This window comes from Buchnera aphidicola str. G002 (Myzus persicae) (assembly GCF_000521565.1).
In the GTDB taxonomy this organism is placed as follows: domain Bacteria; phylum Pseudomonadota; class Gammaproteobacteria; order Enterobacterales; family Enterobacteriaceae; genus Buchnera; species Buchnera aphidicola_C.
The window spans coordinates 279,555-300,780 of record NZ_CP002701.1 but is presented as its reverse complement, the minus strand read 5'-3'; the positions used below and the strand labels follow the sequence as shown (position 1 = coordinate 300,780).

The 21,226-nt window shown below is 24.4% G+C and carries 24 protein-coding genes and 1 tRNA gene; 7 read left to right on the top strand and 18 right to left on the bottom strand.

From position 1 onward, the window contains the following. Positions 1 to 127: 127 nt before the first annotated feature. Positions 128 to 1,588, top strand: a complete 1,461-nt coding sequence (gene cls, locus BUMPG002_RS01380) for a cardiolipin synthase (RefSeq protein ID WP_025368911.1) — start codon at positions 128 to 130, stop codon at positions 1,586 to 1,588. A gap of 177 nt (positions 1,589 to 1,765) precedes the next feature. On the opposite strand, the gene ribA is transcribed toward cls, so the two are convergent. The 12 genes from ribA to mnmA form a co-directional block, all read right to left on the bottom strand. Continuing rightward, on the bottom strand, positions 1,766 to 2,356 hold the full coding sequence (gene ribA / locus BUMPG002_RS01375) for a GTP cyclohydrolase II (RefSeq protein WP_025368910.1): 591 nt from the start codon (positions 2,354 to 2,356) through the stop codon (positions 1,766 to 1,768). A gap of 42 nt (positions 2,357 to 2,398) precedes the next feature. Then, positions 2,399 to 3,109 carry an orotidine-5'-phosphate decarboxylase gene (gene pyrF / locus BUMPG002_RS01370; RefSeq protein ID WP_025368909.1) on the bottom strand — a complete coding sequence of 237 codons (711 nt, stop codon included), beginning with the start codon at positions 3,107 to 3,109 and terminating at the stop codon, positions 2,399 to 2,401. Between the two features lie 137 nt (positions 3,110 to 3,246). After that, the gene (lipA, locus tag BUMPG002_RS01365) at positions 3,247 to 4,200 is read right to left on the bottom strand and encodes a lipoyl synthase (protein ID WP_025384582.1); all 954 of its coding nucleotides are present in this window, start codon (positions 4,198 to 4,200) and stop codon (positions 3,247 to 3,249) included. 129 nt (positions 4,201 to 4,329) lie between these two features. Next, positions 4,330 to 4,974, bottom strand: coding sequence for a lipoyl(octanoyl) transferase LipB (gene lipB / locus BUMPG002_RS01360; RefSeq protein WP_025368907.1), 645 nt, complete (start codon positions 4,972 to 4,974; stop codon positions 4,330 to 4,332). Between the two features lie 42 nt (positions 4,975 to 5,016). Then, entirely contained in the window at positions 5,017 to 5,664 is a 648-nt protein-coding gene (locus tag BUMPG002_RS01355; protein ID WP_025368906.1) for a YchE family NAAT transporter, read from the bottom strand. A 119-nt stretch (positions 5,665 to 5,783) separates the two neighbouring features. Next, positions 5,784 to 7,721, bottom strand: coding sequence for an exoribonuclease II (rnb, locus tag BUMPG002_RS01350; protein ID WP_025404223.1), 1,938 nt, complete (start codon positions 7,719 to 7,721; stop codon positions 5,784 to 5,786). 195 nt (positions 7,722 to 7,916) lie between these two features. Next, positions 7,917 to 8,696: an enoyl-ACP reductase FabI gene (locus BUMPG002_RS01345; protein ID WP_025368904.1), complete on the bottom strand. Its 780-nt coding sequence runs from the start codon at positions 8,694 to 8,696 to the stop codon at positions 7,917 to 7,919. A gap of 101 nt (positions 8,697 to 8,797) precedes the next feature. Continuing rightward, a complete protein-coding gene (locus tag BUMPG002_RS03290) occupies positions 8,798 to 8,965 on the bottom strand; it encodes a hypothetical protein (protein WP_235065619.1) in 168 nt (55 codons plus the stop codon). A 23-nt stretch (positions 8,966 to 8,988) separates the two neighbouring features. Then, on the bottom strand, positions 8,989 to 9,390 hold the full coding sequence (locus tag BUMPG002_RS01340; protein ID WP_235065618.1) for a transglycosylase SLT domain-containing protein: 402 nt from the start codon (positions 9,388 to 9,390) through the stop codon (positions 8,989 to 8,991). Between the two features lie 107 nt (positions 9,391 to 9,497). Next, positions 9,498 to 10,868, bottom strand: a complete 1,371-nt coding sequence (gene purB / locus BUMPG002_RS01335; protein ID WP_025368903.1) for an adenylosuccinate lyase — start codon at positions 10,866 to 10,868, stop codon at positions 9,498 to 9,500. A gap of 34 nt (positions 10,869 to 10,902) precedes the next feature. Then, a complete protein-coding gene (gene hflD / locus BUMPG002_RS01330; RefSeq protein ID WP_268744735.1) occupies positions 10,903 to 11,529 on the bottom strand; it encodes a high frequency lysogenization protein HflD in 627 nt (208 codons plus the stop codon). Between the two features lie 54 nt (positions 11,530 to 11,583). Further along, complete coding sequence (mnmA, locus tag BUMPG002_RS01325; protein ID WP_025368901.1) at positions 11,584 to 12,693, bottom strand: tRNA 2-thiouridine(34) synthase MnmA; 1,110 nt, start codon at positions 12,691 to 12,693, stop codon at positions 11,584 to 11,586. Positions 12,694 to 12,897: 204 nt separating this feature from the next. Between mnmA and lepA the strand changes: the two genes are divergently transcribed. The 5 genes from lepA to acpS all read left to right on the top strand — a co-directional run bounded on the left by lepA (position 12,898) and on the right by acpS (position 17,774). After that, positions 12,898 to 14,691: a translation elongation factor 4 gene (lepA, locus tag BUMPG002_RS01315; protein ID WP_025368899.1), complete on the top strand. Its 1,794-nt coding sequence runs from the start codon at positions 12,898 to 12,900 to the stop codon at positions 14,689 to 14,691. Positions 14,692 to 14,706: 15 nt separating this feature from the next. After that, a complete protein-coding gene (gene lepB / locus BUMPG002_RS01310; RefSeq protein ID WP_025368898.1) occupies positions 14,707 to 15,633 on the top strand; it encodes a signal peptidase I in 927 nt (308 codons plus the stop codon). 121 nt (positions 15,634 to 15,754) lie between these two features. Beyond that, positions 15,755 to 16,435 carry a ribonuclease III gene (gene rnc, locus BUMPG002_RS01305; RefSeq protein WP_025368897.1) on the top strand — a complete coding sequence of 227 codons (681 nt, stop codon included), beginning with the start codon at positions 15,755 to 15,757 and terminating at the stop codon, positions 16,433 to 16,435. Beyond that, positions 16,432 to 17,301: a GTPase Era gene (era, locus tag BUMPG002_RS01300; RefSeq protein WP_025368896.1), complete on the top strand. Its 870-nt coding sequence runs from the start codon at positions 16,432 to 16,434 to the stop codon at positions 17,299 to 17,301. The genes rnc and era overlap by 4 nt, the downstream gene beginning before the upstream one ends. A 92-nt stretch (positions 17,302 to 17,393) precedes the next feature. Next, on the top strand, positions 17,394 to 17,774 hold the full coding sequence (acpS, locus tag BUMPG002_RS01295; protein WP_025368895.1) for a holo-ACP synthase: 381 nt from the start codon (positions 17,394 to 17,396) through the stop codon (positions 17,772 to 17,774). Between the two features lie 6 nt (positions 17,775 to 17,780). Here the strand turns inward: acpS and tadA are convergent, their stop codons facing one another. Together tadA and smpB are read right to left on the bottom strand one after the other, a co-directional pair. Beyond that, on the bottom strand, positions 17,781 to 18,260 hold the full coding sequence (gene tadA / locus BUMPG002_RS01290; protein ID WP_025368894.1) for a tRNA adenosine(34) deaminase TadA: 480 nt from the start codon (positions 18,258 to 18,260) through the stop codon (positions 17,781 to 17,783). A gap of 8 nt (positions 18,261 to 18,268) precedes the next feature. Beyond that, positions 18,269 to 18,754 carry an SsrA-binding protein SmpB gene (gene smpB, locus BUMPG002_RS01285; protein ID WP_025368893.1) on the bottom strand — a complete coding sequence of 162 codons (486 nt, stop codon included), beginning with the start codon at positions 18,752 to 18,754 and terminating at the stop codon, positions 18,269 to 18,271. A 47-nt stretch (positions 18,755 to 18,801) separates the two neighbouring features. Here smpB and BUMPG002_RS01280 point away from each other — a divergent pair, with 47 nt between their 5' ends. Further along, on the top strand, positions 18,802 to 19,086 hold the full coding sequence (locus BUMPG002_RS01280; protein ID WP_025368892.1) for an RnfH family protein: 285 nt from the start codon (positions 18,802 to 18,804) through the stop codon (positions 19,084 to 19,086). A 111-nt stretch (positions 19,087 to 19,197) separates the two neighbouring features. Here BUMPG002_RS01280 and BUMPG002_RS01275 read toward each other — a convergent pair whose 3' ends face one another. The 4 genes from BUMPG002_RS01275 to BUMPG002_RS01260 form a co-directional block, all read right to left on the bottom strand. Then, positions 19,198 to 19,749 carry a nucleotide exchange factor GrpE gene (locus BUMPG002_RS01275; protein ID WP_235065617.1) on the bottom strand — a complete coding sequence of 184 codons (552 nt, stop codon included), beginning with the start codon at positions 19,747 to 19,749 and terminating at the stop codon, positions 19,198 to 19,200. Positions 19,750 to 19,872: 123 nt separating this feature from the next. Next, entirely contained in the window at positions 19,873 to 20,334 is a 462-nt protein-coding gene (gpt, locus tag BUMPG002_RS01270; RefSeq protein WP_025368890.1) for a xanthine phosphoribosyltransferase, read from the bottom strand. An 89-nt stretch (positions 20,335 to 20,423) separates the two neighbouring features. Further along, positions 20,424 to 21,023 (bottom strand): D-sedoheptulose 7-phosphate isomerase, encoded by a 600-nt coding sequence (lpcA, locus tag BUMPG002_RS01265; RefSeq protein ID WP_025368889.1) that lies wholly within the window; start codon positions 21,021 to 21,023, stop codon positions 20,424 to 20,426. An 80-nt stretch (positions 21,024 to 21,103) separates the two neighbouring features. Then, positions 21,104 to 21,177: transfer RNA gene (locus BUMPG002_RS01260), tRNA-Asp, on the bottom strand. Between the last annotated feature and the right edge of the window lie 49 nt (positions 21,178 to 21,226).

Sequence of the window (21,226 nt, the reverse complement as noted above, 5' to 3'; positions counted from 1 at the left end):
TCATTCAAAGACATTTAATAATAAAAGTACTAAAAAATATTGCAAAATAAATTTGTTAACAATAGAAAATATTTAACTATGAATATAAGGCACTTTTAAAAAAAGTCATAAATAGGACCTTTAATGGATGAATCTTTTTTATAATTCAATAAAATGTCTAGTTTTTTTAATATACTGGTTATTAATTGCTAATATTACTTTACGAATTTTAATAAAACGACGTAGTATACCTTCTTCTATGTCTTGGCTTTTAACAATTTATATTATTCCATTTATTGGAATTTCTATTTGGTTTTTTTTTGGTGAATTATATTTAGGGAAAAGAGAGAAAAGAATTGCTAATAGAATTTGGTCTATATCTAACCAATGGTTAAATGAACTCAAATCTTGCACATATATTTTTCAAATTAAAAACAGTGAAGTAGCGACTGCTTTATTTCAATTATGCAAACATAGACAGGGTATTTCTGGAATTAAAAGTAATAAACTAAAACTTTTAACTAATACTAAAAAAACTATTCAAATTTTAATACGTGATATTTATTTAGCACGTAAAAACATTGAAATGGTTTTTTATATTTGGAAACCTGGTGGCATAGCAGATGACGTAGCTATTGCTTTGATCGAATCTGCAAAACGTGGTATACGTTGCAGATTAATGCTTGATTCAGCTGGAAGTATCGAATTTTTTCGAAGTCCTTGGGTTGATAGAATGAGAAAATCTGGAATTCAAGTTGTAGAAGCTCTTAAGGTCAGTTTGTTCAGAATTTTTTTAAGACGATTAGATGTTAGACAACATAGAAAAATCATATTAATCGATAATTATATTACATACTCTGGGAGTATGAATTTAGTAGATCCATATTTATTTAAGAAATCTTCTGGTATCGGTCAATGGATTGATTTAATGACGCGAATAGAAGGACCTATAGCTGCAACAATAGGAATAATTTATTCATGTGATTGGGAAATTGAAACTGGTTTTAAAATTCTTCCTCAATTACCGAATAGAAATCTTTTAGAAAATAAATCTAATAGAGAGACTAGCATTCAAGTTATTGCATCCGGACCGGGTTTTCCAGAAAATATGATTCATCAAGCATTATTAACTGCTATTTATTCAGCTAGAAATGAATTAATTATGACTACACCTTATCTAGTACCTAGTGAAGATTTATTACATGCTATTTGCACTGCCGCACAAAGAGGAGTAAAAGTTAGTATTATTATACCTTTATATCATGATTCTATTTTAGTAAAATGGGCTAGTAGAGTTTTTTTTAGTGAACTATTAGAAGCAGGTGTAAAAATTTATCAGTTTAAAAAAGGATTATTACATAGTAAAAGTATATTAGTTGATCGACAATTAAGTCTAATTGGAACTGCTAATTTGGATATGAGAAGTCTCTGGTTAAATTTTGAAATTACCTTGGTCATCGATGATAGTCATTTTGGTCAAAATTTATCTTTTATACAAAATCAATATATTTCAGATTCTCAATTATTAGATAAAAAAGTTTGGTCTATGCGCGCGTATTGGACAAGAATTCTTGAAAAAATATTTTATTTTTTGAGTCCATTACTCTAACTATAGCAATAGTTGTTTATTTTTAAAATAAACAGCGTATTTGTTTAGAATTAATAAACAATATAAGAAAATCGAATATTTTCCTATTCAGGGGTTCATTAAAAACCCCTACTATTAACAATAGTAAAGTACATTTTAGTATTAAATGCTTATTTAGTTGAAATATTTAAAAAAATTTTATTCAGATAACAAATGACCCATTTTATCAGCTTTTGTCTTTAAATAATGAGCATTTTTAGAATTTTTTTTTACAATAATCGGTACGCGTTCAACAATGTTTATTCCAGCATTACTCAGCATCTTTACCTTAAAGGGATTATTTGTTAATAGACGAATTTTTTTAATATTCAATATACTGAATATATCAGCACATAATGAAAAATCTCTTTCATCTGCAGAAAAACCAAGCTTTTGATTAGCTTCAACAGTATCTAATCCTTTATCTTGTAAAGCATATGCTTTTATTTTATTAAGAAGACCAATATTTCTTCCTTCTTGACGATGGTAAATTAGAACACCACTACCTTCTTGAGAAATTCTTTCCAATGCTATTTCTAATTGTTTACCACAATCACATCTTAAACTAAAAAATGCATCTCCTGTCAGACATTCTGAATGTACTCTAGAAAGAATAGGAGTACTTTTTTTTATATCACCATATACAAGAGCAATATGATTTTTTCCGTTTTTCTTTTCTTCAAAACCAAATATAAAAAAATTTCCCCAAGGTGTTGGTAACAGTGCTTTTTCTATTTCTATCAATTGCATAAATCCTCCTAATATAGGATTAAACATATTTTCATGAATTTTTTATTGCATCGATTTTATTATTAATTCTAATTTTTTTATTGGATCTTTTGACATAGTAATAGAACGGCCTATTACTATATAATCTATTTTGTATTTTTTAGCTTCTTTAGGAGTAATAATATTATTTTGATCATATAAAGCATCTTCAGCTACTCTAATACCTGGTGTAACAATTTTACATTTATCTCCAAATAAAGATTTTATTTTTTTTGCTTCTTTTCCTGGACAGACAATTCCATCTAAACCACAATCATTAGATAATTTTGACAAAGTTAAAATATATTCTTTTAAAGACATTTGAATGCCAATTTCTTTCAATTCTTCTTCTTTTAAACTAGTGAGTGCAGTAATAGCTATTAATAAAGGAGCTGTTTTAAAAGATTTCAATGCTTTTTTTGCAGAAACTAACATTTTTTTACCGCCAGATGCATGTACACTTAACATCCATATTCCTAAATCTGCTGCTGCTTTTGTTGCATTAAATACAGTATTAGGAATATCATGAAATTTTAAATCAAGAAATATGTTAAATCCGAGTTGATGTAATTCTTTGATAAATTGACAACCTAAAACAGTAAACATCTCTTTTCCAATTTTTAAATAATAAATAGATGGATTAAGAAGATTTACTATTTTCATAGCTGATTTTTTATTACAGAAATCTAATGCAATAATAATTTTGGGTATATTAAATAAATTAGGATTTAACACTATGCAACCTCTAGTATAAAATAATATAAATCAATAAAAATATTATTTTCTATACGTTTTTTTGATGTAAAATATATGTATTACACAACATATAAAAATATTTATAAAAAATTAATCTTTAAATATTATCAACATTATTATTTCTTAACAGGTAAATGAGATTGAAAACTAGCATGATATGAAGAGCGAACAAAAGGACCACAAAAAGCATTAGTAAAACCAATAGATAAAGCTTCTTTTTTTATATTCTCAAATTCTAAAGGTGTGATATAACGCTGAACTGGAAGATGATGAATACTAGGTTGAAGATATTGTCCTACTGTTAATAATGTAACACCACTTGAATACAAATCTTTCATTACTTGAATGATTTCTGTATCCTTTTCACCAAGTCCTAACATTAGGCCAGATTTTGTAGGAATCTCGAAATATCTTTTTTTAAATGATTCTAATAAAGATAATGATCTTTTATAATCTGCTCCCGGACGAATTTTTTTATACATTCGTGGAATGTTTTCTATATTATGATTAAAAATATCTGGTAATGCTGTATTAAAAATTTTTAAAATTAATTCTATTTTTCCTCTAAAATCAGGAACCAATATTTCTATTTTCACTTTATTTCTATTTCGAATCGATTGAATACAATTAACAAAATGTTGAGCCCCTCCATCATATAAATCATCACGGACAACTGATGTAATTACTACATAGTCAATTTCCATGTCAGCTATTGTATTCGATAATTTTTCAGGTTCTTCTATATTGACAGGATTAGGTTTTCCATGAAATACAGCACAAAAAGGACAGTTTCGTGTACATATTGATCCAAGAATCATAAATGTTGCAGTTCCATTATTGAAACATTCTGATAAATTAGGACACTGTGCTTCTTCACAAACAGAATGTAAATTATTTTTACGTAAAGCTTTTTTAATGTTATGTATACGAGATGTATTAACAGGTATTTTAATTTTTATCCAATCCGGTTTTGGTAATTTTTTTTCAATTTCAGATATTTTTTTAATGGGAATGATATTTATTTTTTTAGATATTTTATTTTTTAATATAACACCTGTATGTCTCTTCATTAAATTTATTATCTCAATTACAAATATAAAAATATATATTATATATTCAATTAAAAAATAATTGTTTCAGAAAAACTTTATATAATATAAAATTTATATTTTTAGACTTAATTAAAAGTATTTGTTTAATTATGAATTATATTCATGATTGATAATATATGCATCTAAAAATTTAGATAATTTTTTGATGAAAATCAAACGTATATCTTCTAATTTAACATATAAATTAAAATCTTTTATTTGTGTCATCTTCATATTTTCATCTCCGCAAGGATGAATGTAATCAAATGGAGTTAAATTCATATTGACATTAAGTGCTAAACCATGTAAGGTACATCCTTTTTTTACTCGTAATCCTAAGGAACATATTTTTTTTTTATTTATATATACACCTGGTGACGTTTTTTTAACGTATGCCTGAAGAGAAAAATGATTTAAAATTTCTATTACTATTTCTTGCATCATATCAACTAATTGACGAATGTTAATTTTACGACGTTTTAAATTAATTAAAAAATATAATATTTGTTGTCCTGGACCGTGATAGGTAATACGACCACCTCTATTAGAATTTACTATAGGAATATTGTGAATGAATTTTATCTTGTCTTTTCTATTTAATTGTCCTTGGGTAAAAATAGGATAATGTTCTACGAACCAAATCTCATCAAATGTATTAATATCACGCAATTGTGTAAAAGTATTCATTTTATTAACAGTTGTCAACCAATCTTCTAATCCTAAATTGCGAAAAAAAATAATTTTATTTTTCAAAAAATAATCCAACACTTAGTGAAACTTTAATAAATTAACTAATTAATTTAATAATCCAGGTAAAATAGCACTAATACCAGTACTAATAAATTCTATTCCAAGAGACATTAGTAATAGACCCATAATACGAGTAATAATATTAATACCTGTTTCTCCTAAGATCTGAACCACACATGGAGCAGCTTGAAAACACAACCAACATATAAATGAAAATAAAAAAATAACTAAACTACATATAAATAAATTAATCCAAGTAGAATAATAAGTACTCCAAACAATTGTCGAACTAATCGCTCCTGGTCCTGCAATTAAAGGCATGGCTAAAGGAACAACACTAATATTCTCTATTTTTTTTTCTTTTTTCTGATCTTTTTCTTTTTTTATTTTATTTATAAATTCACCACTAATCATAGAAAAAGCAATACTAATTATTAGTATACCTCCAGCAATACGAAAAGAATTAATAGATATACCAAAAATATTTAGAATATTATTACCAAAAAATAATGATATAATTAAAATTAGCGAAGCTGAAAAATTAGCTATTAAATTAGTCTTTTTTCTTTCTATAAAAGACTGATTATTTGTCATAGTTGTAAAGATAGGAATCATTCCAATTGGATTAACCAAAGCACATAAACCTATAAAAAATTTTATATATATAGATAAATCAAAAAATGAAATATTCATATGACATGCTCCTAATTTATTTTGAATTTAGATAATTTATTAAAGATATTTTATCTAATCTAAGATACTTTTTTTTATCATATTAACATATAAAATATTTTTTTTATTTTCATTGATATTTAATTTTCAGGCTTAGCAATAATACTTCTTGTCTCTTGTCGAATTTCAGATAAAGTAACGTCAATGTAATCAGATACTTTATATTGAACTATTCCATTAATAAAAACCTTACCTATTTCTTGATTAAATATTAATTCTTCTCTAATGGGATGCAAGAAAACTCCTGGAATGAAAACATTGGCACCATTTTCTATTAATCTAGCTCTCATTCCACTTCTAGCAATATCAATAATTTCAGCTTTGAATTTTTTATTTTCGTATTTCTTTTTCTTTAATAATATGGTATAGAGCCAATCTGATACGTCTCGTTCAGAGATACGATTACGTCTTTTTTGTTCACTAATTTTTAATTTAATGTCTTCACTAGGTTTAATTGGTTTTTCTTTGTTTATAATCGCTTTCAATAGACGATGATTAATCATATCACTATATTTTCGAATAGGAGAAGTCCAAGTTGCATATTTCGAAAAACCTAAGGCAAAATGAGGTCCTGGCATAATACTAAAATCTCCGAAAGATTGAAAACGGCGCATTCGACTATCAATATAACTATTAGACAACATATTTAAAATACGACGAAGTTTACAAAATCCTTTTAATGTTGTTATTTCTTTAACAGTAAAATATAAATGATAATTTTTTAAAAAAGTTACTGCATTTTCAGCATTAACAAGATCGAAACCAGTATGTATATTATATATGCCAAAACCAAGATGATGAGATAAAAAATTAGCTGCAGATATATTAGCAATTATCATTGCTTCTTCAATTATTTTATGAGCAATACGACGTTTTTCAATAAAAATATCAATAACTTTTCCTTCGTCTGATAAATGAAAGCGATATTCTAAGCTATCTTTAAATAATACTGCATTTACTTCTCTCCATTTTATACGTAATAAACATAGACGATGTAAAAGTAATATTTGTTTTTCGATAGATTTTGTTTTTGGTATCCATGTACTAGATTTTTCGAGCCAATCTGAAACATTTTCATAAGATAATTTTGATTTTGATTTGATCCATGCTAAAAAAAAATCGACATTTTTAGAAATACTTCCATCTTTTAATATAATAATATTACATGCTAATACAGGACGTCTTTTATTAGGATTTAATGAACATATATCTTCTGATAAATTTCGAGGTAACATTGGAATGTTAAATCCTGGCAAATAATTTGTAAAACCCCTTTTAGATGCTATTAAATCTAATTTACTATCCTGTTTTATATAAGCAGTAGGGTCTGCAATCGCTACAGTTAAATAAAATTGACCATTCAAATCTTTATGAATAAAAAGGGCATCGTCAATATCTTTAGTATTGCTATTATCTATAGTAATAAAATCTAAATCTGTTAGATCTTTTCTTGGATAATTTTCTTTTAAAATGAGATCATTTTTTTCAAATAAAGGTTCTTTTTTATCAAGATTATGACGTGCTAAAGTTACCCACCATGGTGTTAATGGATCATCTTCTGATATAATTTTTTCAATTAATTCAGCATAAAAAAGATAATCTCCTCTTAGTTTATGTTTAATTAATTTAGCTACTGCCCAATCTCCATGATGAAAAAAAGCTGAACAATTTTTATTAGGTTGACAGGTTATAAGAGTTTTTAAAAATGGATAATCGGGTATAATAAATAATCTGTTATCTTTTTTTTCTATTTTTCCAACAAATCTATTTAAAAATGGTTCAATTAATCTTTCAGGTTCAACAATTTCTCTTTCTTGTTCTATTTTTAATAATGCAACTATTTTATCTCCATGCATTACTTTTTTCATATTTTTTGGAGGTATAAAATAACTTTTTTGAGCATCAACTTCTAAAAATCCAAATCCTCTTTCAGTACTTTTTACTATGCCTTCAACTCTTGGAGTTTTAGCATGTAGATTTTTTTTTAACTGTGCAAGTAATGGATTATTTTGGAACATAATAATACAACCTAATTGTCATAGTAGATAATTAATAATCTTATAAATTTAAATTAATTTAAATATATAACTTATTTATGAAATAGCATAGATAATTTTTTTAATTTTAATTAAAAACAATTGAATATATCTCAATATAAATATTTTTAAAATGTTTTATATAAAAACTTATATAGAATAAAATATTATATATTTTTAAACAGAATTTGTACTACTAATATTAACACCATGATCAACATAAATCACTGATCCAGTAATACCGTAAGATAAATTAGATAGTAAAAAAGATGCAACGTTACCTATATTTTCAGCAGTAATCAAATTTTTTATAAAAGAAGATGAATGATGAAAATTATTTATTTTATTAAAATTTTTAATATTATAAGAAGAAACAGTTTTAATAGGACCACATGAAATAGTATTAACTCTAATGTTATTTTCTCCTAATGTATAAGCCATATAACGAACATTGGCTTCTAATGAAGCTTTTGCTGAGCCCATAATATTATAATTTGGTACTACTTTCTTTGCACCTAAATAAGACAGTGTGACTAAAGAGGAAAAACTATTTAACATTTTTCTACATTCTTTTACCATTCCCAAAAAACTATAAGAACTAATTTCATGAGAAATGTTAAAACCTTTTCTAGTAATATTATCAATAAAATCTCCATTTAAATACTTCTTTGGACAATATGCAATACAATGTACTAATCCATCGAATTTCTTCCATACTTTACTTACGTTGAAAAATAATTTTTTAATATTTTCATCATTAGAAACATCGCATGATAATATGAAATTAGATTTCATTTCTGAAACTAAATCTTTTATTTTATTGCTTATTTTTTCATTTTGACACACAAATCCTAATTCTGCTTGTTGATAATACATAGATTGTGCAATTCCAAAAGCAATTGATCTTGAATTATATATACCAGTAATTAAAATTTTTTTACCCTTCAAAATCCCCATTTTTCAAATCTCAATTATACTGATTTAAAATAATTTTTTAAGTTTTATGAATATTTTACTGATATATCTTTATATTAAATTATAAATTTTTATTACCTTTATTAAATAAAGGTATGCTTGTTTTGCTGGATGTTTTTTTTTATATATTTTGAAAAAGACTCTATTGTCATACTATTTATGATTGATATTGCTTCTTTTTTATTTTTAGAAAATATTTTAAGAAGAGCATTGGTTCCATTAACATAAGACACAATAATAGCACATCGCATTACGTCTTTATTCTTAATACCAATTAATTTTTTTTTTGTAATAAATTAATATAAGCAGTTCCTATATTAATATTAATCTTTGGATTATATAACGACTGAACAGAAGGTTGACCTTTCTTACCTGTGATACGATATATTTCTGCTCCTGCAGAATTAGGTTTAATTTGCATTAAACCGATAGCATTAGAATTACTTTTAGCATAAGGATTACCAGAAGATTCTGTATAAATAATAGATTTTATTAATTTTTCATCGACACCGTATTTGTGAGAAGCATTTTTAATAAGATAATTCCAATTATGTATAGCATGTTCGACGCTATTTTTATTTAAAAAATAATTTCTTTTTAAATTTAGTTTAACATGTAAAAATTTATTACATCCAGTTAACAAAACTAATGAAATAATTAAAATTCCTAACTTCATAAGAAAAACTTCCTTAAATTATTTGAAAAATATTTTTATATTACAGAAAATAAGAATTTTAAATAAAAAATTTCTTATCATATATTTATTGTATTAATATTTATTCTTTATTCTATTTCATTGCTCATTTGACTAGCATAACCAATGTAATTAGAAGGATTCATTTTTTTTAACCGTATTTTTTCTTTTTCTGGAATTTTTAAATTAGAAATAAACGTATGTATCAAATTTTTGTTTATTTCTTTACCACGAGTTAAATTTTTCAATTCTTCATACGCATTTTGAATGCCATACCGACGCATAATTGTTTGGATTGGTTCAGATAAAATAGACCAATTAGCATCTAAATTTTTTAATAATTGTCTCTTATTAATTTCAATCTTATGAAGACCTGATAATAGAGAAGTATATGCAACTATTGCATAAGAAATAGCTACACCTAAATTACGTAATACTGTAGAATCACTTAAATCACGCTGCCATCGAGAAATAGGTAGCTTTTCTATCATATGATTCATTAAAGCATTAGATAATCCTAAATTACCTTCAGAATTTTCAAAATCTATTGGATTAACTTTATGTGGCATGACTGAAGAACCTATTTCACTATCTATTAATTTTTGTCGAAAATAATTAAGAGAAATATAACCCCAAACATCACGATTAAAATTAATTAAAATTGAATTAAAAAGAGATATACAACTAAAAAACTCTGCAATATAATCATGTGGTTCAATTTGAGTAGTATATGGATTCCAAGAAATTCCTAATGATGTTACAAATTCTTCACTTATTATATGCCAATTTACTTTAGGATATGCAGCTAAATGTGCATTATAATTTCCAGTACTACCATTTATTTTACCTAAAATTTCTATCTTTTTCAATTTTATATACTGACGTTTCATACGATAGTAAAAATTAGCAATTTCTTTTCCCATAGTTGACGGAGTAGCTGGTTGACCATGTGTTAAAGATAACAAAGGAATCTTTTTATATTTAAAAACCATTTCTTTTAAAAAACAAAGAATTTTATTCCACATTGGCAAAATAATTTTATCACGAGTATCTTTAAGCATTAATGCATAAGCTAGATTATTAATATCTTCTGAAGTACAACCAAAATGTATAAATTCTAAAATTAACGAAAAATCATCAAATCTAGAAATTTTATTTTTTAAAAAATATTCTAATGCTTTGACATCGTGTTTAGTTGATTTTTCTATTTGTTTAATATGAACAGCATCTTTTTCACTGAAATTTTTTAAAATATCGTCTAATATTAATATTTTTTTATTTTCAAGATTTTCTATTTTTAGTATTTGAGACATACTTATTAATTTTTTAAACCACTGAATTTCTATATTAAGACGATATTTTAAAAAACCAAATTCACTAAAAATATTCCTTAATGAGATGGTTAAATTACTATATCGTCCATCAATAGGAGAAATAGCTGTCAATGAAGTTAATTTCATATTTTAAACCTATTTTTTAATATTATAGAAATAATTAAATATTATTTTTTAAATTATATAGTATTATTTTTGCTTTTTTAATAATACATTTTCTAAAAAATATTATTTTAAATTCATTTCCTTCAAATTGTTTCCATAAAACAACAGAACGAATTCCTGAAAATAATAAACATCGAATTTTTTCTTGTATTGCAATATTTTCTAGAAAATTTTTTGTTCCCTTAACTAAAATACGAGAACCTAAAGAACTAATGTTTTTAAGATATAACTCTGCTAATTGATATGTTAAAATGTTAATATTTTTATCAGTATGATATTTGTTAGATATAATTAATAATTTTTGTTTTAGTGAATAAAGCGTATTGCTATTCTTTTTTAATTTATTTTCAATAATGATCATATTTAAAATATATTTAATTAATTCAATATATGAATAAGAAAAGTTAGAAAGAGTTAAAAGAGATATTAAAATTTCTAATCCTATATTTAAATTTTTTTCATCATTACCATATATTTTCATTAAAGAAGTGGGATTTATTTCTAAAATACTTTTTAAACATGTTACAAAAGCATGATTATCACATTTTCCTGAATAAGCTAATTTTTGTACTAAGTATGCTGATTGACATATTCCTGCAAGTGATAATGTAATAGAATAGATTTTTTTAATAACAATTATCTCCTGATTTATTGATTTATTTAAAAAATAAAAAAATCACAATAATGGTAATCTAGATTCAATAATTCCACCTCCCATACAAACTTCTGATAGGTATAAAACAACTGACTGTCCTGGTGTAACTGCAGGTACTGGATTTTGAAATATGATTTTAATATGAGTATTATTTAAATATTCTATACTGCAATTAATATCTTTTTGATGATATCTTGTTTTAATCATACAAGAAAATGGGTAAATAATTTTATTTTTACTATTAATCCAATGAATATTTTTAGCAATTAAACCTATAGACATAAGATGTTTATTGTAAGAACCTTGTGCAACAACTAATATATTTTTTTTTATTTTTTTATCTACTACGTACCATGGAATATTATACTGTCCTTTTATTCCTCCAATTCTTAATCCTTTTCTTTGACCTAAAGTATAATAAAAAAGACCATTATGTTCTCCAATAATTTTTCCAGAAGTTGTTACGATATCACCTTTTTTATCATCAAGATAACGATTCAAAAATTTTTTTATTTTTTTAGGTTCAATAAAACAAATTCCAGTAGAATCTTTTTTGTTAGCTACTTCTAAATTAATTTTTTCGGCAATTCTTCTGACTTCTTTCTTTTTTAAATCTCCAAGGGGAAATAAAATTTTTTCAAGCTGAATGTCATTTAAAGTATATAAAAAATAAGTTTGATCTTTTTTAACATCAATACCCTTTAATAAAAAATATTGTTTATTTTTTCTTTTTATACGAGCATAATGACCTGTCGCAAAATAATTTGCTTTAAGTTCTTGAATAGCATAGTTAAATAAACACTTAAATTTAATTTCTTTATTACATAATATATCTGGATTAGGTGTTTTTCCCTGTTTGTGTTGATTTAAAAAATCTTTAAAAACTGTTTCCCAATATTCTTCAGATAAATTTATTTTGTGAAGATATATATTTAATTTTTTACATACGTTTATGGCATCAAATAAATCTTTGGCAGAATTACAATATTCTTCTGTATCATCTTCCTCCCAATTTTTCATAAATATACCTTCTACTTCATATTTTTTATTTTTTAAAATCCATGCAGTTACGGATGAGTCTACACCTCCAGACATTGCTACAATTATTTTTTTATTTTTTCTTATTATCATAAATAATATTAATTTTTAATGTTTTTAAGGATATATATTTTCTTTAGAATAGAATATTCTATTATATATTATATATACATGGGTTTGAAATATTAAGTTAATTTTTTTAAAAATATTTTTATGAAAAATTAATAAAAACAATAAAATATTTTTAGTGCATGTTAAAATAAATATAAAAAATGAATATGGTGATAAGAAATAAACGTGAAAAATATAAGAAATTTTTCTATTATAGCTCATATTGATCATGGAAAATCGACCTTATCTGATCGATTAATACAAATATGTGGTGGATTGTCTGAAAGAGAAATGTCTAATCAAGTCTTAGATTCTATGGATTTAGAAAGAGAAAGAGGAATTACTATCAAAGCTCAGAGTGTCATGATTCAGTATAAAAATAATACAGGTAATATTTTTAATTTAAATTTTATTGATACTCCAGGTCATGTAGATTTTTCTTATGAAGTATCTAGATCATTATCTGCGTGTGAAGGAGCACTATTAGTAGTTGATTCTACTCAAGGAGTAGAAGCACAAACTTTAGCTAATTGTTATCATGCATTAGAAATGAACTTAGAAATAATTCCAGTATTAAACAAAATTGATTTACCAAATTCAAACATAGAAAAAACAACTAAAGAAATTGAAGACATAATAGGAATATCTTCGTCAAACATAATTAAATGTTCATCTAAAACAGGAGCAGGTATAAAAGAACTTATAGAAAGTATTATAACTGTAATACCCCCCCCTACAGGTAAAATAGATACTCCTCTTCAAGCTCTAATTATTGATTCATGGTTTGATAATTATCTAGGTGTAGTATCTTTAATAAGAATCAAAAATGGAATTTTATTTGAAAAAGATAAGATTGAAGTAATGAGCACTGGAAAAAATTATTTTGTTGATCAAATAGGTATTTTTACACCTAAAAAAATAAATAAAAAAGAATTAAAATGTGGAGAAGTAGGTTGGATTATTTGTGGTATTAAAAGTATTAATGCTGCTCCAGTAGGAGACACGTTAACAGTAGCACGAAATCCTGCCAAAAAGAGATTAACTGGATTTAAAAAAGTTAAACCTAAAATATATGCTGGTCTATTTCCGGTTACATCAGAGCAATATGAAACATTTAGAGACGCATTAGGAAAACTTAGTTTAAACGATTCTTCCTTGTTTTATGAGCCTGAAAATTCGACCGCTCTTGGATTTGGATTTAGATGTGGATTTTTAGGTTTATTGCATATGGAAATTGTTCAAGCACGTTTAGAGAGAGAATATTCTATTGATTTAATTTCTACTGCACCTACAGTTATTTATGAAATAGAAATGATTAATGGTAAAATAATTTATTTAGATAGTCCTTCTAATTTTCCTAATTTAAATGAAATTAAACAAATTAAAGAGCCTGTAGTTGAATGTAACATTTTATTACCTCCTCAATTTCTAGGTGCAATTATAAAACTATGCATAGAAAAAAGAGGTGTTCAAACTGATATGATTTATCACACACATCAGGTATTATTAAAATATAATATTCCAATGAATGAAGTAGTATTAAATTTTTTTGATCAATTGAAATCAGTATCTAGTGGATACGCTTCATTAGAATATGATTTTAAATATTTTAAACCCGTTAAAATAGCAAAAATAGATATATTAATTAATGCAGAAAAAGTAGATGCATTAACAATTCTTTCTTATTATAAACATGCACCGTATCGCGCACGTGAAATAGTTAATAAAATGAAAGAATTAATACCTCGACATCAATTCGATATTGCTATTCAAGCAACTATTAATAACTCTATTGTAGCACGAACAACTATTAAACAACTTAGAAAAAATGTATTATCAAAATGTTATGGTGGTGATGTAAGTAGAAAGAAAAAATTATTACAAAAACAAAAAGATGGAAAGAAACGAATGAAAAAAATAGGTAATGTTAAAATGCCAAAAACAGCATTTTTTTCAATTTTAAATATTAGTAAAAATTAATATAAGGCAATTAATATGGCTAATATATTAACTATTTTTTTATTAATTAGCACATTTTTTACTGGAATAATTTGGATTTTTTATCGTATTAAAAGTATTCAATATTCCTTTTTTAATAAAAAAATAATTAAAAAAAATGATTTGTATATCGAAAATAAAATACGTTTTTTAGAATCTTTCTCATCATTTTTTCCAATTTTTTTAACAATATTTATCATACGTTCATTTATCTATGAACCTTTTCAAATTCCTTCAGGTTCCATGATGCCTACTTTATTAGTAGGTGATTTTATTTTAGTAGAAAAATTTTCATACGGTATTAAAGAACCAATAACACAGACAACTTTAATACAAACTAACAAACCTAAACGTGGTGATATAGTGGTTTTTAAACATCCTACTGATCATAATATAGATTATATCAAACGTGTCATAGGATTACCCGGAGATAAAATTAAATATAATATAAAAAATAAACATATAAAAATATGTACTAATTTTTTAGAAAATAAGAATTGTCAAGAAAAATTACTGATTAGTTATTCAAAAACTAAACAAAATAATTTTATTCAAAAAATATATTTTTTAAATAAAGATAATTTACTACAAAAAAAAGAAGAATATAATTCCCTATATTTTAATATTGTTGAAGAAAATATTAACAATTTTAAACATAATATATTACTATTAAACAATATTAAAAGTGTAAAAAAAGACTATTATAAACAAAAAAACATGCCGAAATTAACTTGGATTGTTCCTCAAGGTAAATATTTTATGATGGGAGATAATCGTGATAATAGTTTAGATAGTCGTTATTGGGGTTTTGTACCTGAGAAAAACTTAGTAGGAAAAGCTGTTAAAATATGGATGAGTTTTGATAAAAATGAAAATGAATGGCCTACTGGTATACGTATAAATAGAATTGGAAATATATATTAAAATAATTAATGAAAAATATAATTACTATTATATATTGACGTATATCTTCAATTTTATCAAATTTTTCTGTTTTTCCTGTTATATGTACAATAAATTAAAATATTATTGAAATTGGTATAAAATGAACTATATCATAACAAAAAAAATACAAAAGGTGCTGGGATATACTTTTACTCATAAAGATCTTTTAAGACAAGCATTAACACATCGAAGCGCAAGTAGCAAACATAATGAAAGATTAGAATTTTTAGGAGATTCTATACTAAGTTTTGTAATAGCTAATGCTTTATATCAACATTTTCCATATATTGATGAAGGTGATATGAGTCGTATGAGAGCTACTTTAGTTCGCGGTAATACTTTAGCAGAAATTGCATATGAATTTGATTTGGGAGAATATTTAAAATTAGGACAAGGAGAACTAAAAAGTGGAGGTTTCCGTCGCGAATCTATTTTAGCAAATACTGTAGAAGCTCTTATTGGAAGCATTTATTTAGATAGTAACATAAAAACAGTAGAAGAATTAATATTAAAATGGTATGAAAAACGTTTAGAAAAAATAAGTCCTGGAGATACGCAAAAAGATCCCAAAACACGGTTACAAGAATATTTACAGTCAAAACATTTATCTTTACCCACATATTTCATAGTTGAAATATATGGAGAAGCTCATAATCAATTATTTACTATTCATTGTAAAATTAGTGTTATTTCAGAATATTTAATTGGTACCGGTTCGAGTAGAAGAAAAGCTGAACAAGATGCTGCACAAAAAGCATTAATTAAATTAGGTGTAGAGTGAATATAAAACAAAAATACTGTGGTTATATAACAATTATTGGAAAAGCAAATGTTGGGAAATCTACATTGCTCAATCAAATTATCGGTAAAAAAATTTCAATTGTATCAAGAAAAAAAAATACAACACAAACAAATATTATAGGAATTAAAACAGAACAATGTTATCAATCTATTTATATAGATACTCCAGGAATTTTATTTGATAAAAAAAACAATAAAATTAAATATAATAATAATTTTTTTAATGTTATAAAAAGTTCCACATTGATATTATTTGTCATAGATCGACTTATTTGGACTGAAAATGATGAAATTATTTTAAATAAAATAAAGAAAAAAAGAATTCCAGTTATAATAATTATTAATAAAATCGATAAAATTGCTAAAAAAAATACTTTATTGCCTTTTATCAATATTCTTAAAAAAAAAAATGATATAATCGAAATTATTCCTATTTGTGCAAAAAAAACAAAAAATGTTATTTTAATATATAATGTAATCAAGTCTTATCTACCAAAAAATCCACATATATATTCTAAAAATTATGTAACAACAAATTCTCAATTTTTTACAATTTCTGAAATTATTCGTCAACAATTAATACTATTTTTAGGCGATGAATTGCCTACTATTATTAAAGTTGAAATTGAATCTTTTCAAAAGAAAGAAAATCAAAAGAAAGAAAAAGATGAATTACACATAAGAGCAATAATTTTAGTAAAAAATATTAGACAAAAAAAAATTATTATTGGTCGTAATGGAGAAAAAATAAAAAAAATTAGTATAATGTCAAGACAAAATATAGAAAAAGAATTTCATATGAAAACTCATCTTCTTTTGTGGGTTAAGAAACATATGTTTAAATAAAATAATTACTAATTTTTTAAAATTAGTTAAATGTTTTACATATTAACTAATTTTAAAAAATAATCATATTCCAATAAAAGGTCTTTTTCATTATGTCTATTGTAGGTGTCGGATCAGATATAGTAGAAATTTTACGCATTAAAAATATTTTTTTTAAATATCAACATAAATTTGCTAAAAAAATTCTATCTAAAATAGAATGGAAAAAATACATTATTAGTCAAAACTACATCAGTTTTTTAGCAAAAAAATTTGCAGCTAAAGAGGCTGCATCTAAAGCGTTAGGAACAGGAATTAATAATGGAGTAACGTTAAATCAACTAGAATTTTATAATAATAAATTTGGAAAACCAAAATTACGTTTTTTAAAAAATGCTTCAAAAAAATCTAAAAAAATGAAATGTAAATCTATACATGTAAGTATATCTGATGAAAAATTATATGCATATGCTTTAGTAATTTTAGAATCTTAATTTTAACTATTTATTAAAACTAATATTGAATTTTCTTTTTTTTTGAAAAAAATTAACTAAAATATTAGCACATTCTTGTTTCATAACATTTTTTTTTATAGTTAATTTATAGTCTTTTTGAGAATTTAAAAATATATCTCTCAAAGAGTACTTTTGATCTGATTGTAGAGAATTAGCTCCAAATACTAAACGTTTTATACGACTATTTATAATAGCTCCACAACACATAATACATGGTTGCAAAGTAACATATAATGTACTATCTAATAATCGGTAATTTTTTATTTTTTTTCCTGCATCGCGTAATGCTATAATTTCTGCATGTCCAGTAGGATCGTGTTTCGTAATAGAACTATTCCATCCTATTCCAATAATACGCTCTTTAAAAATTAATATTGCACCAATGGGGACTTCCCCTTTTTTTTGTGCATAATATGCATATTTTAAAGCAATTTTCATCCAATTTTTATCTTTATTATATATCATAAAATATTTTATATATTTGTATTAGTTTTTTTAAGAATTTTTAATTTTTCTTTTTGCCATTCTTTATTTTTAGCATCTGTTCTTTTATCTTTCATATTTTTACCTTTTGCTAATCCAAATTCTAATTTACACCAAGATTTTTTCCAAAATAAAGATAATGGAATGAGTGTATATCCTATATTTTTTCTTTGTATAGATAAAAAATTGATTTCATTTTTATGTAATAACAATTTTCTTTTTCTCATAGGATTACAATAATTATTATTTGATGATACATTCAAAGGTTGAATCAAAGCATTATAAAGATACATCTCATTAAGATAATTAATTACATAACTTTCTGAAATATTTATTTTTCCTGAGCGAATGGATTTGACTTCCCAGCCTTCTAAAACTAAACCAGATTCAAATATTTTTTCTACAGAATAGTTGTGATATGCTTTTTTATTAATAACAATTTTAGATAAATTTACACGATTTTTTTTATGTAACATAATAAAATTTATTCCAAAAATAAAGTACAATATTAATTTAAAAAAATATGAATATCATTCATGTAACAGTCGCTTATGCTTTACCAAATAAACAGTACATTTATGAAGTAAAAATGAAATTAAATAGTACTGTAAAAGATGCTATCTTAGAATCAAAGATATTGAATATAATAAAAAATTTTTCATTACATGATCTTCATGTAGGTATTTATAATAAATTAGTACATTTAGATACTAAAATAAAAGATGGTGATCGAATTGAAATTTATAGAAATTTGTCGATAGACCCAAAAGAATGGAGACGAAAAAAATATATTGCTATTAAAAAATAATGAATTCATTTTAAAAATAAATATTTTATATATTTTCAACAAAAATTTTTCTTTTAGATTTAATAAAAATTACAAATTTTTATAAAATTATTAAATCTAAAAAAACATATTTTATATTTTTTTCTTAGAAACTACGACCATAGCTGGACGCAATAAGCGAGATTCATGAAGAATATAACCAGGCTGCATAATTGTTACTATTTTATTTGGTTCTATTTGATTCGTATATTGAATAGACATAGCTTGGTGTATAGATGGATCAAATGGTACATTTATATCATCTATTTTTTTTACATGAAAAAAAACAAAAAAATCTTTTAATAAATCAGAAATAATTTTTAATTTATTTTTGATTTCTATAAAGATTTTATCAGATTCATTATTTTCAATTGAATTTAAAGCACGTTCAATACTATCTGAAATTGGAAGAAAATCTATAAGTAACTTTTCTAAAGAAAACTTTCTATTTTTTTCAAGTTCTTGATTTACTCGATGGAATATTTTTGTTATTTCTTGTTCAGCTTGATTTTTTTTTTCTAGTATTTTTTCTTCAGATTTTTTTAATTGATCTTCCAAAGATCTTATTAAATCTGTTTTTATTAATTGATTATTTTTCTTATTTTCTTTTTTCTCTTTTTCTACTACTGGCTCTTCTTTATTCATCATAAAAATATCCTTTTTTAGTATGTGTTTATTTAAAAAAAAACTTTTTTATTTTTTTATTTTTTAGAAAATAATTCTAAAAAATTTGATTCAGAATTGAATTAAGATATTTGTTTGATTTTTTTAGTTTTGAACTAGAGGAGGAATATAAGATATTGACATATCCCACGGTTGTTCGATCCATACATTTTGAGGAATATCTATAATATAGTCATCAACTAGTAGACGACCCATAGGTTTAGCAAAAATAGTTGCAAAATGCGCTTTCGGATATAAATTACGGATAATTTTTGCAGTTCCACCAGTATCTACAAGATCATCTATTACGATAATTTGTTCTCCATTACCTTCTGCTTTTTTAATTATTTTTCTATTTTTCTTCAAACAATCGTCATTGTAACTTGAAATACATACAGTATCAACACACCGAATGCCTAGTTCTCTTGCTAATAAAGCTGTTGGAACCAGACCTCCTCGACTTACCGCAATTATTCCATTCCAAGAATGTTTTTTTAGTAACCGATTAGCTAATTTTCTAGTATAAATTTGAAGCATATCCCAGGTAACAATGTATTTCTCACTCATAAAAGAAATTCCGAAACTATAAAATAGTATTTATTAGAAAAGTGGAAATAAGTTGTAATTATTACAGGATTTTTAGTAAAGTCAAAAATTTAAGATAATATTTTGTTTGATGATTTATTCATTTCTTGTTCAATAATTAATATTAATATATGAATAACTTTAATATGCATTTCTTGTATACGATCTGAGTATCCAGAATAAGGTATACAAATTTCTATATCAGATGATCCTTTTATTTGTCCTCCATTGTTACCTGTTAAAACAATAACTTTCATATTTTTTTTTTGTGCTGATTTGATTGCTTTTATTATATTTGATGATTTTCCGGAAGTAGAAATTGCTAATAGTACATCGTTTGGACATCCTACACTTTCAATAAAACGTGAAAAAATTTGATCATATCCAAAATCATTGCTCACTGCTGAAATATAGCTAGCATCAGAAATAGAAATTGCTGGATATCCAGATCTTTTTTCTCTATACAAACTAGTCAATTCTTCTGCGAAATGAATTGCATCGCAATTTGAACCTCCATTACCACAAGATATTACTTTATTACCACTTTTAAAAGCTTCTGAAATTAAAATAGCAGATTTTTGAATGTTATATATTTGTTTTTCATCTTTTAAAAAATTTTTCAATATTTTTAATGCAGTATCTAATTCAGAAAGAATTATTTTTTTATACATGATTTTACGATCTTAATTTTTTAAAAAATAATTATATGTTTGTACTTTATAAAATTTATGATAATAAGAAGTACATTTTTCGGTGCGGACGGGGCTCGAACCCGTGACCCCCGGCGTGACAGGCCGGTATTCTAACCAACTGAACTACCGCACCATCTTAATACTGTTAATATTGTACATATTTTAAAAAAATCAGTCAATAA

What these genes read in the sequence shown, in the direction of transcription:
- BUMPG002_RS01355 (WP_025368906.1), bottom strand. Translation starts at nt 5,664, where the DNA reads ATGAATATTTCATTTTTTGATTTATCTATATATATAAAATTTTTTATA.
- BUMPG002_RS01340 (WP_235065618.1), bottom strand. Translation starts at nt 9,390, where the DNA reads ATGAAGTTAGGAATTTTAATTATTTCATTAGTTTTGTTAACTGGATGT.
- gpt (WP_025368890.1), bottom strand. Translation starts at nt 20,334, where the DNA reads ATGAGTGAGAAATACATTGTTACCTGGGATATGCTTCAAATTTATACT.
- BUMPG002_RS03290 (WP_235065619.1), bottom strand. Translation starts at nt 8,965, where the DNA reads ATGCGATGTGCTATTATTGTGTCTTATGTTAATGGAACCAATGCTCTT.
- rnb (WP_025404223.1), bottom strand. Translation starts at nt 7,721, where the DNA reads ATGTTCCAAAATAATCCATTACTTGCACAGTTAAAAAAAAATCTACAT.
- tadA (WP_025368894.1), bottom strand. Translation starts at nt 18,260, where the DNA reads ATGATATATAATAAAGATAAAAATTGGATGAAAATTGCTTTAAAATAT.
- acpS (WP_025368895.1), top strand. Translation starts at nt 17,394, where the DNA reads ATGTCTATTGTAGGTGTCGGATCAGATATAGTAGAAATTTTACGCATT.
- lepB (WP_025368898.1), top strand. Translation starts at nt 14,707, where the DNA reads ATGGCTAATATATTAACTATTTTTTTATTAATTAGCACATTTTTTACT.
- smpB (WP_025368893.1), bottom strand. Translation starts at nt 18,754, where the DNA reads ATGTTACATAAAAAAAATCGTGTAAATTTATCTAAAATTGTTATTAAT.
- lpcA (WP_025368889.1), bottom strand. Translation starts at nt 21,023, where the DNA reads ATGTATAAAAAAATAATTCTTTCTGAATTAGATACTGCATTAAAAATA.
- cls (WP_025368911.1), top strand. Translation starts at nt 128, where the DNA reads ATGAATCTTTTTTATAATTCAATAAAATGTCTAGTTTTTTTAATATAC.
- rnc (WP_025368897.1), top strand. Translation starts at nt 15,755, where the DNA reads ATGAACTATATCATAACAAAAAAAATACAAAAGGTGCTGGGATATACT.
- mnmA (WP_025368901.1), bottom strand. Translation starts at nt 12,693, where the DNA reads ATGATAATAAGAAAAAATAAAAAAATAATTGTAGCAATGTCTGGAGGT.
- BUMPG002_RS01345 (WP_025368904.1), bottom strand. Translation starts at nt 8,696, where the DNA reads ATGGGGATTTTGAAGGGTAAAAAAATTTTAATTACTGGTATATATAAT.
- purB (WP_025368903.1), bottom strand. Translation starts at nt 10,868, where the DNA reads ATGAAATTAACTTCATTGACAGCTATTTCTCCTATTGATGGACGATAT.
- lipA (WP_025384582.1), bottom strand. Translation starts at nt 4,200, where the DNA reads ATGAAGAGACATACAGGTGTTATATTAAAAAATAAAATATCTAAAAAA.
- BUMPG002_RS01275 (WP_235065617.1), bottom strand. Translation starts at nt 19,749, where the DNA reads ATGAATAAAGAAGAGCCAGTAGTAGAAAAAGAGAAAAAAGAAAATAAG.
- ribA (WP_025368910.1), bottom strand. Translation starts at nt 2,356, where the DNA reads ATGCAATTGATAGAAATAGAAAAAGCACTGTTACCAACACCTTGGGGA.
- BUMPG002_RS01280 (WP_025368892.1), top strand. Translation starts at nt 18,802, where the DNA reads ATGAATATCATTCATGTAACAGTCGCTTATGCTTTACCAAATAAACAG.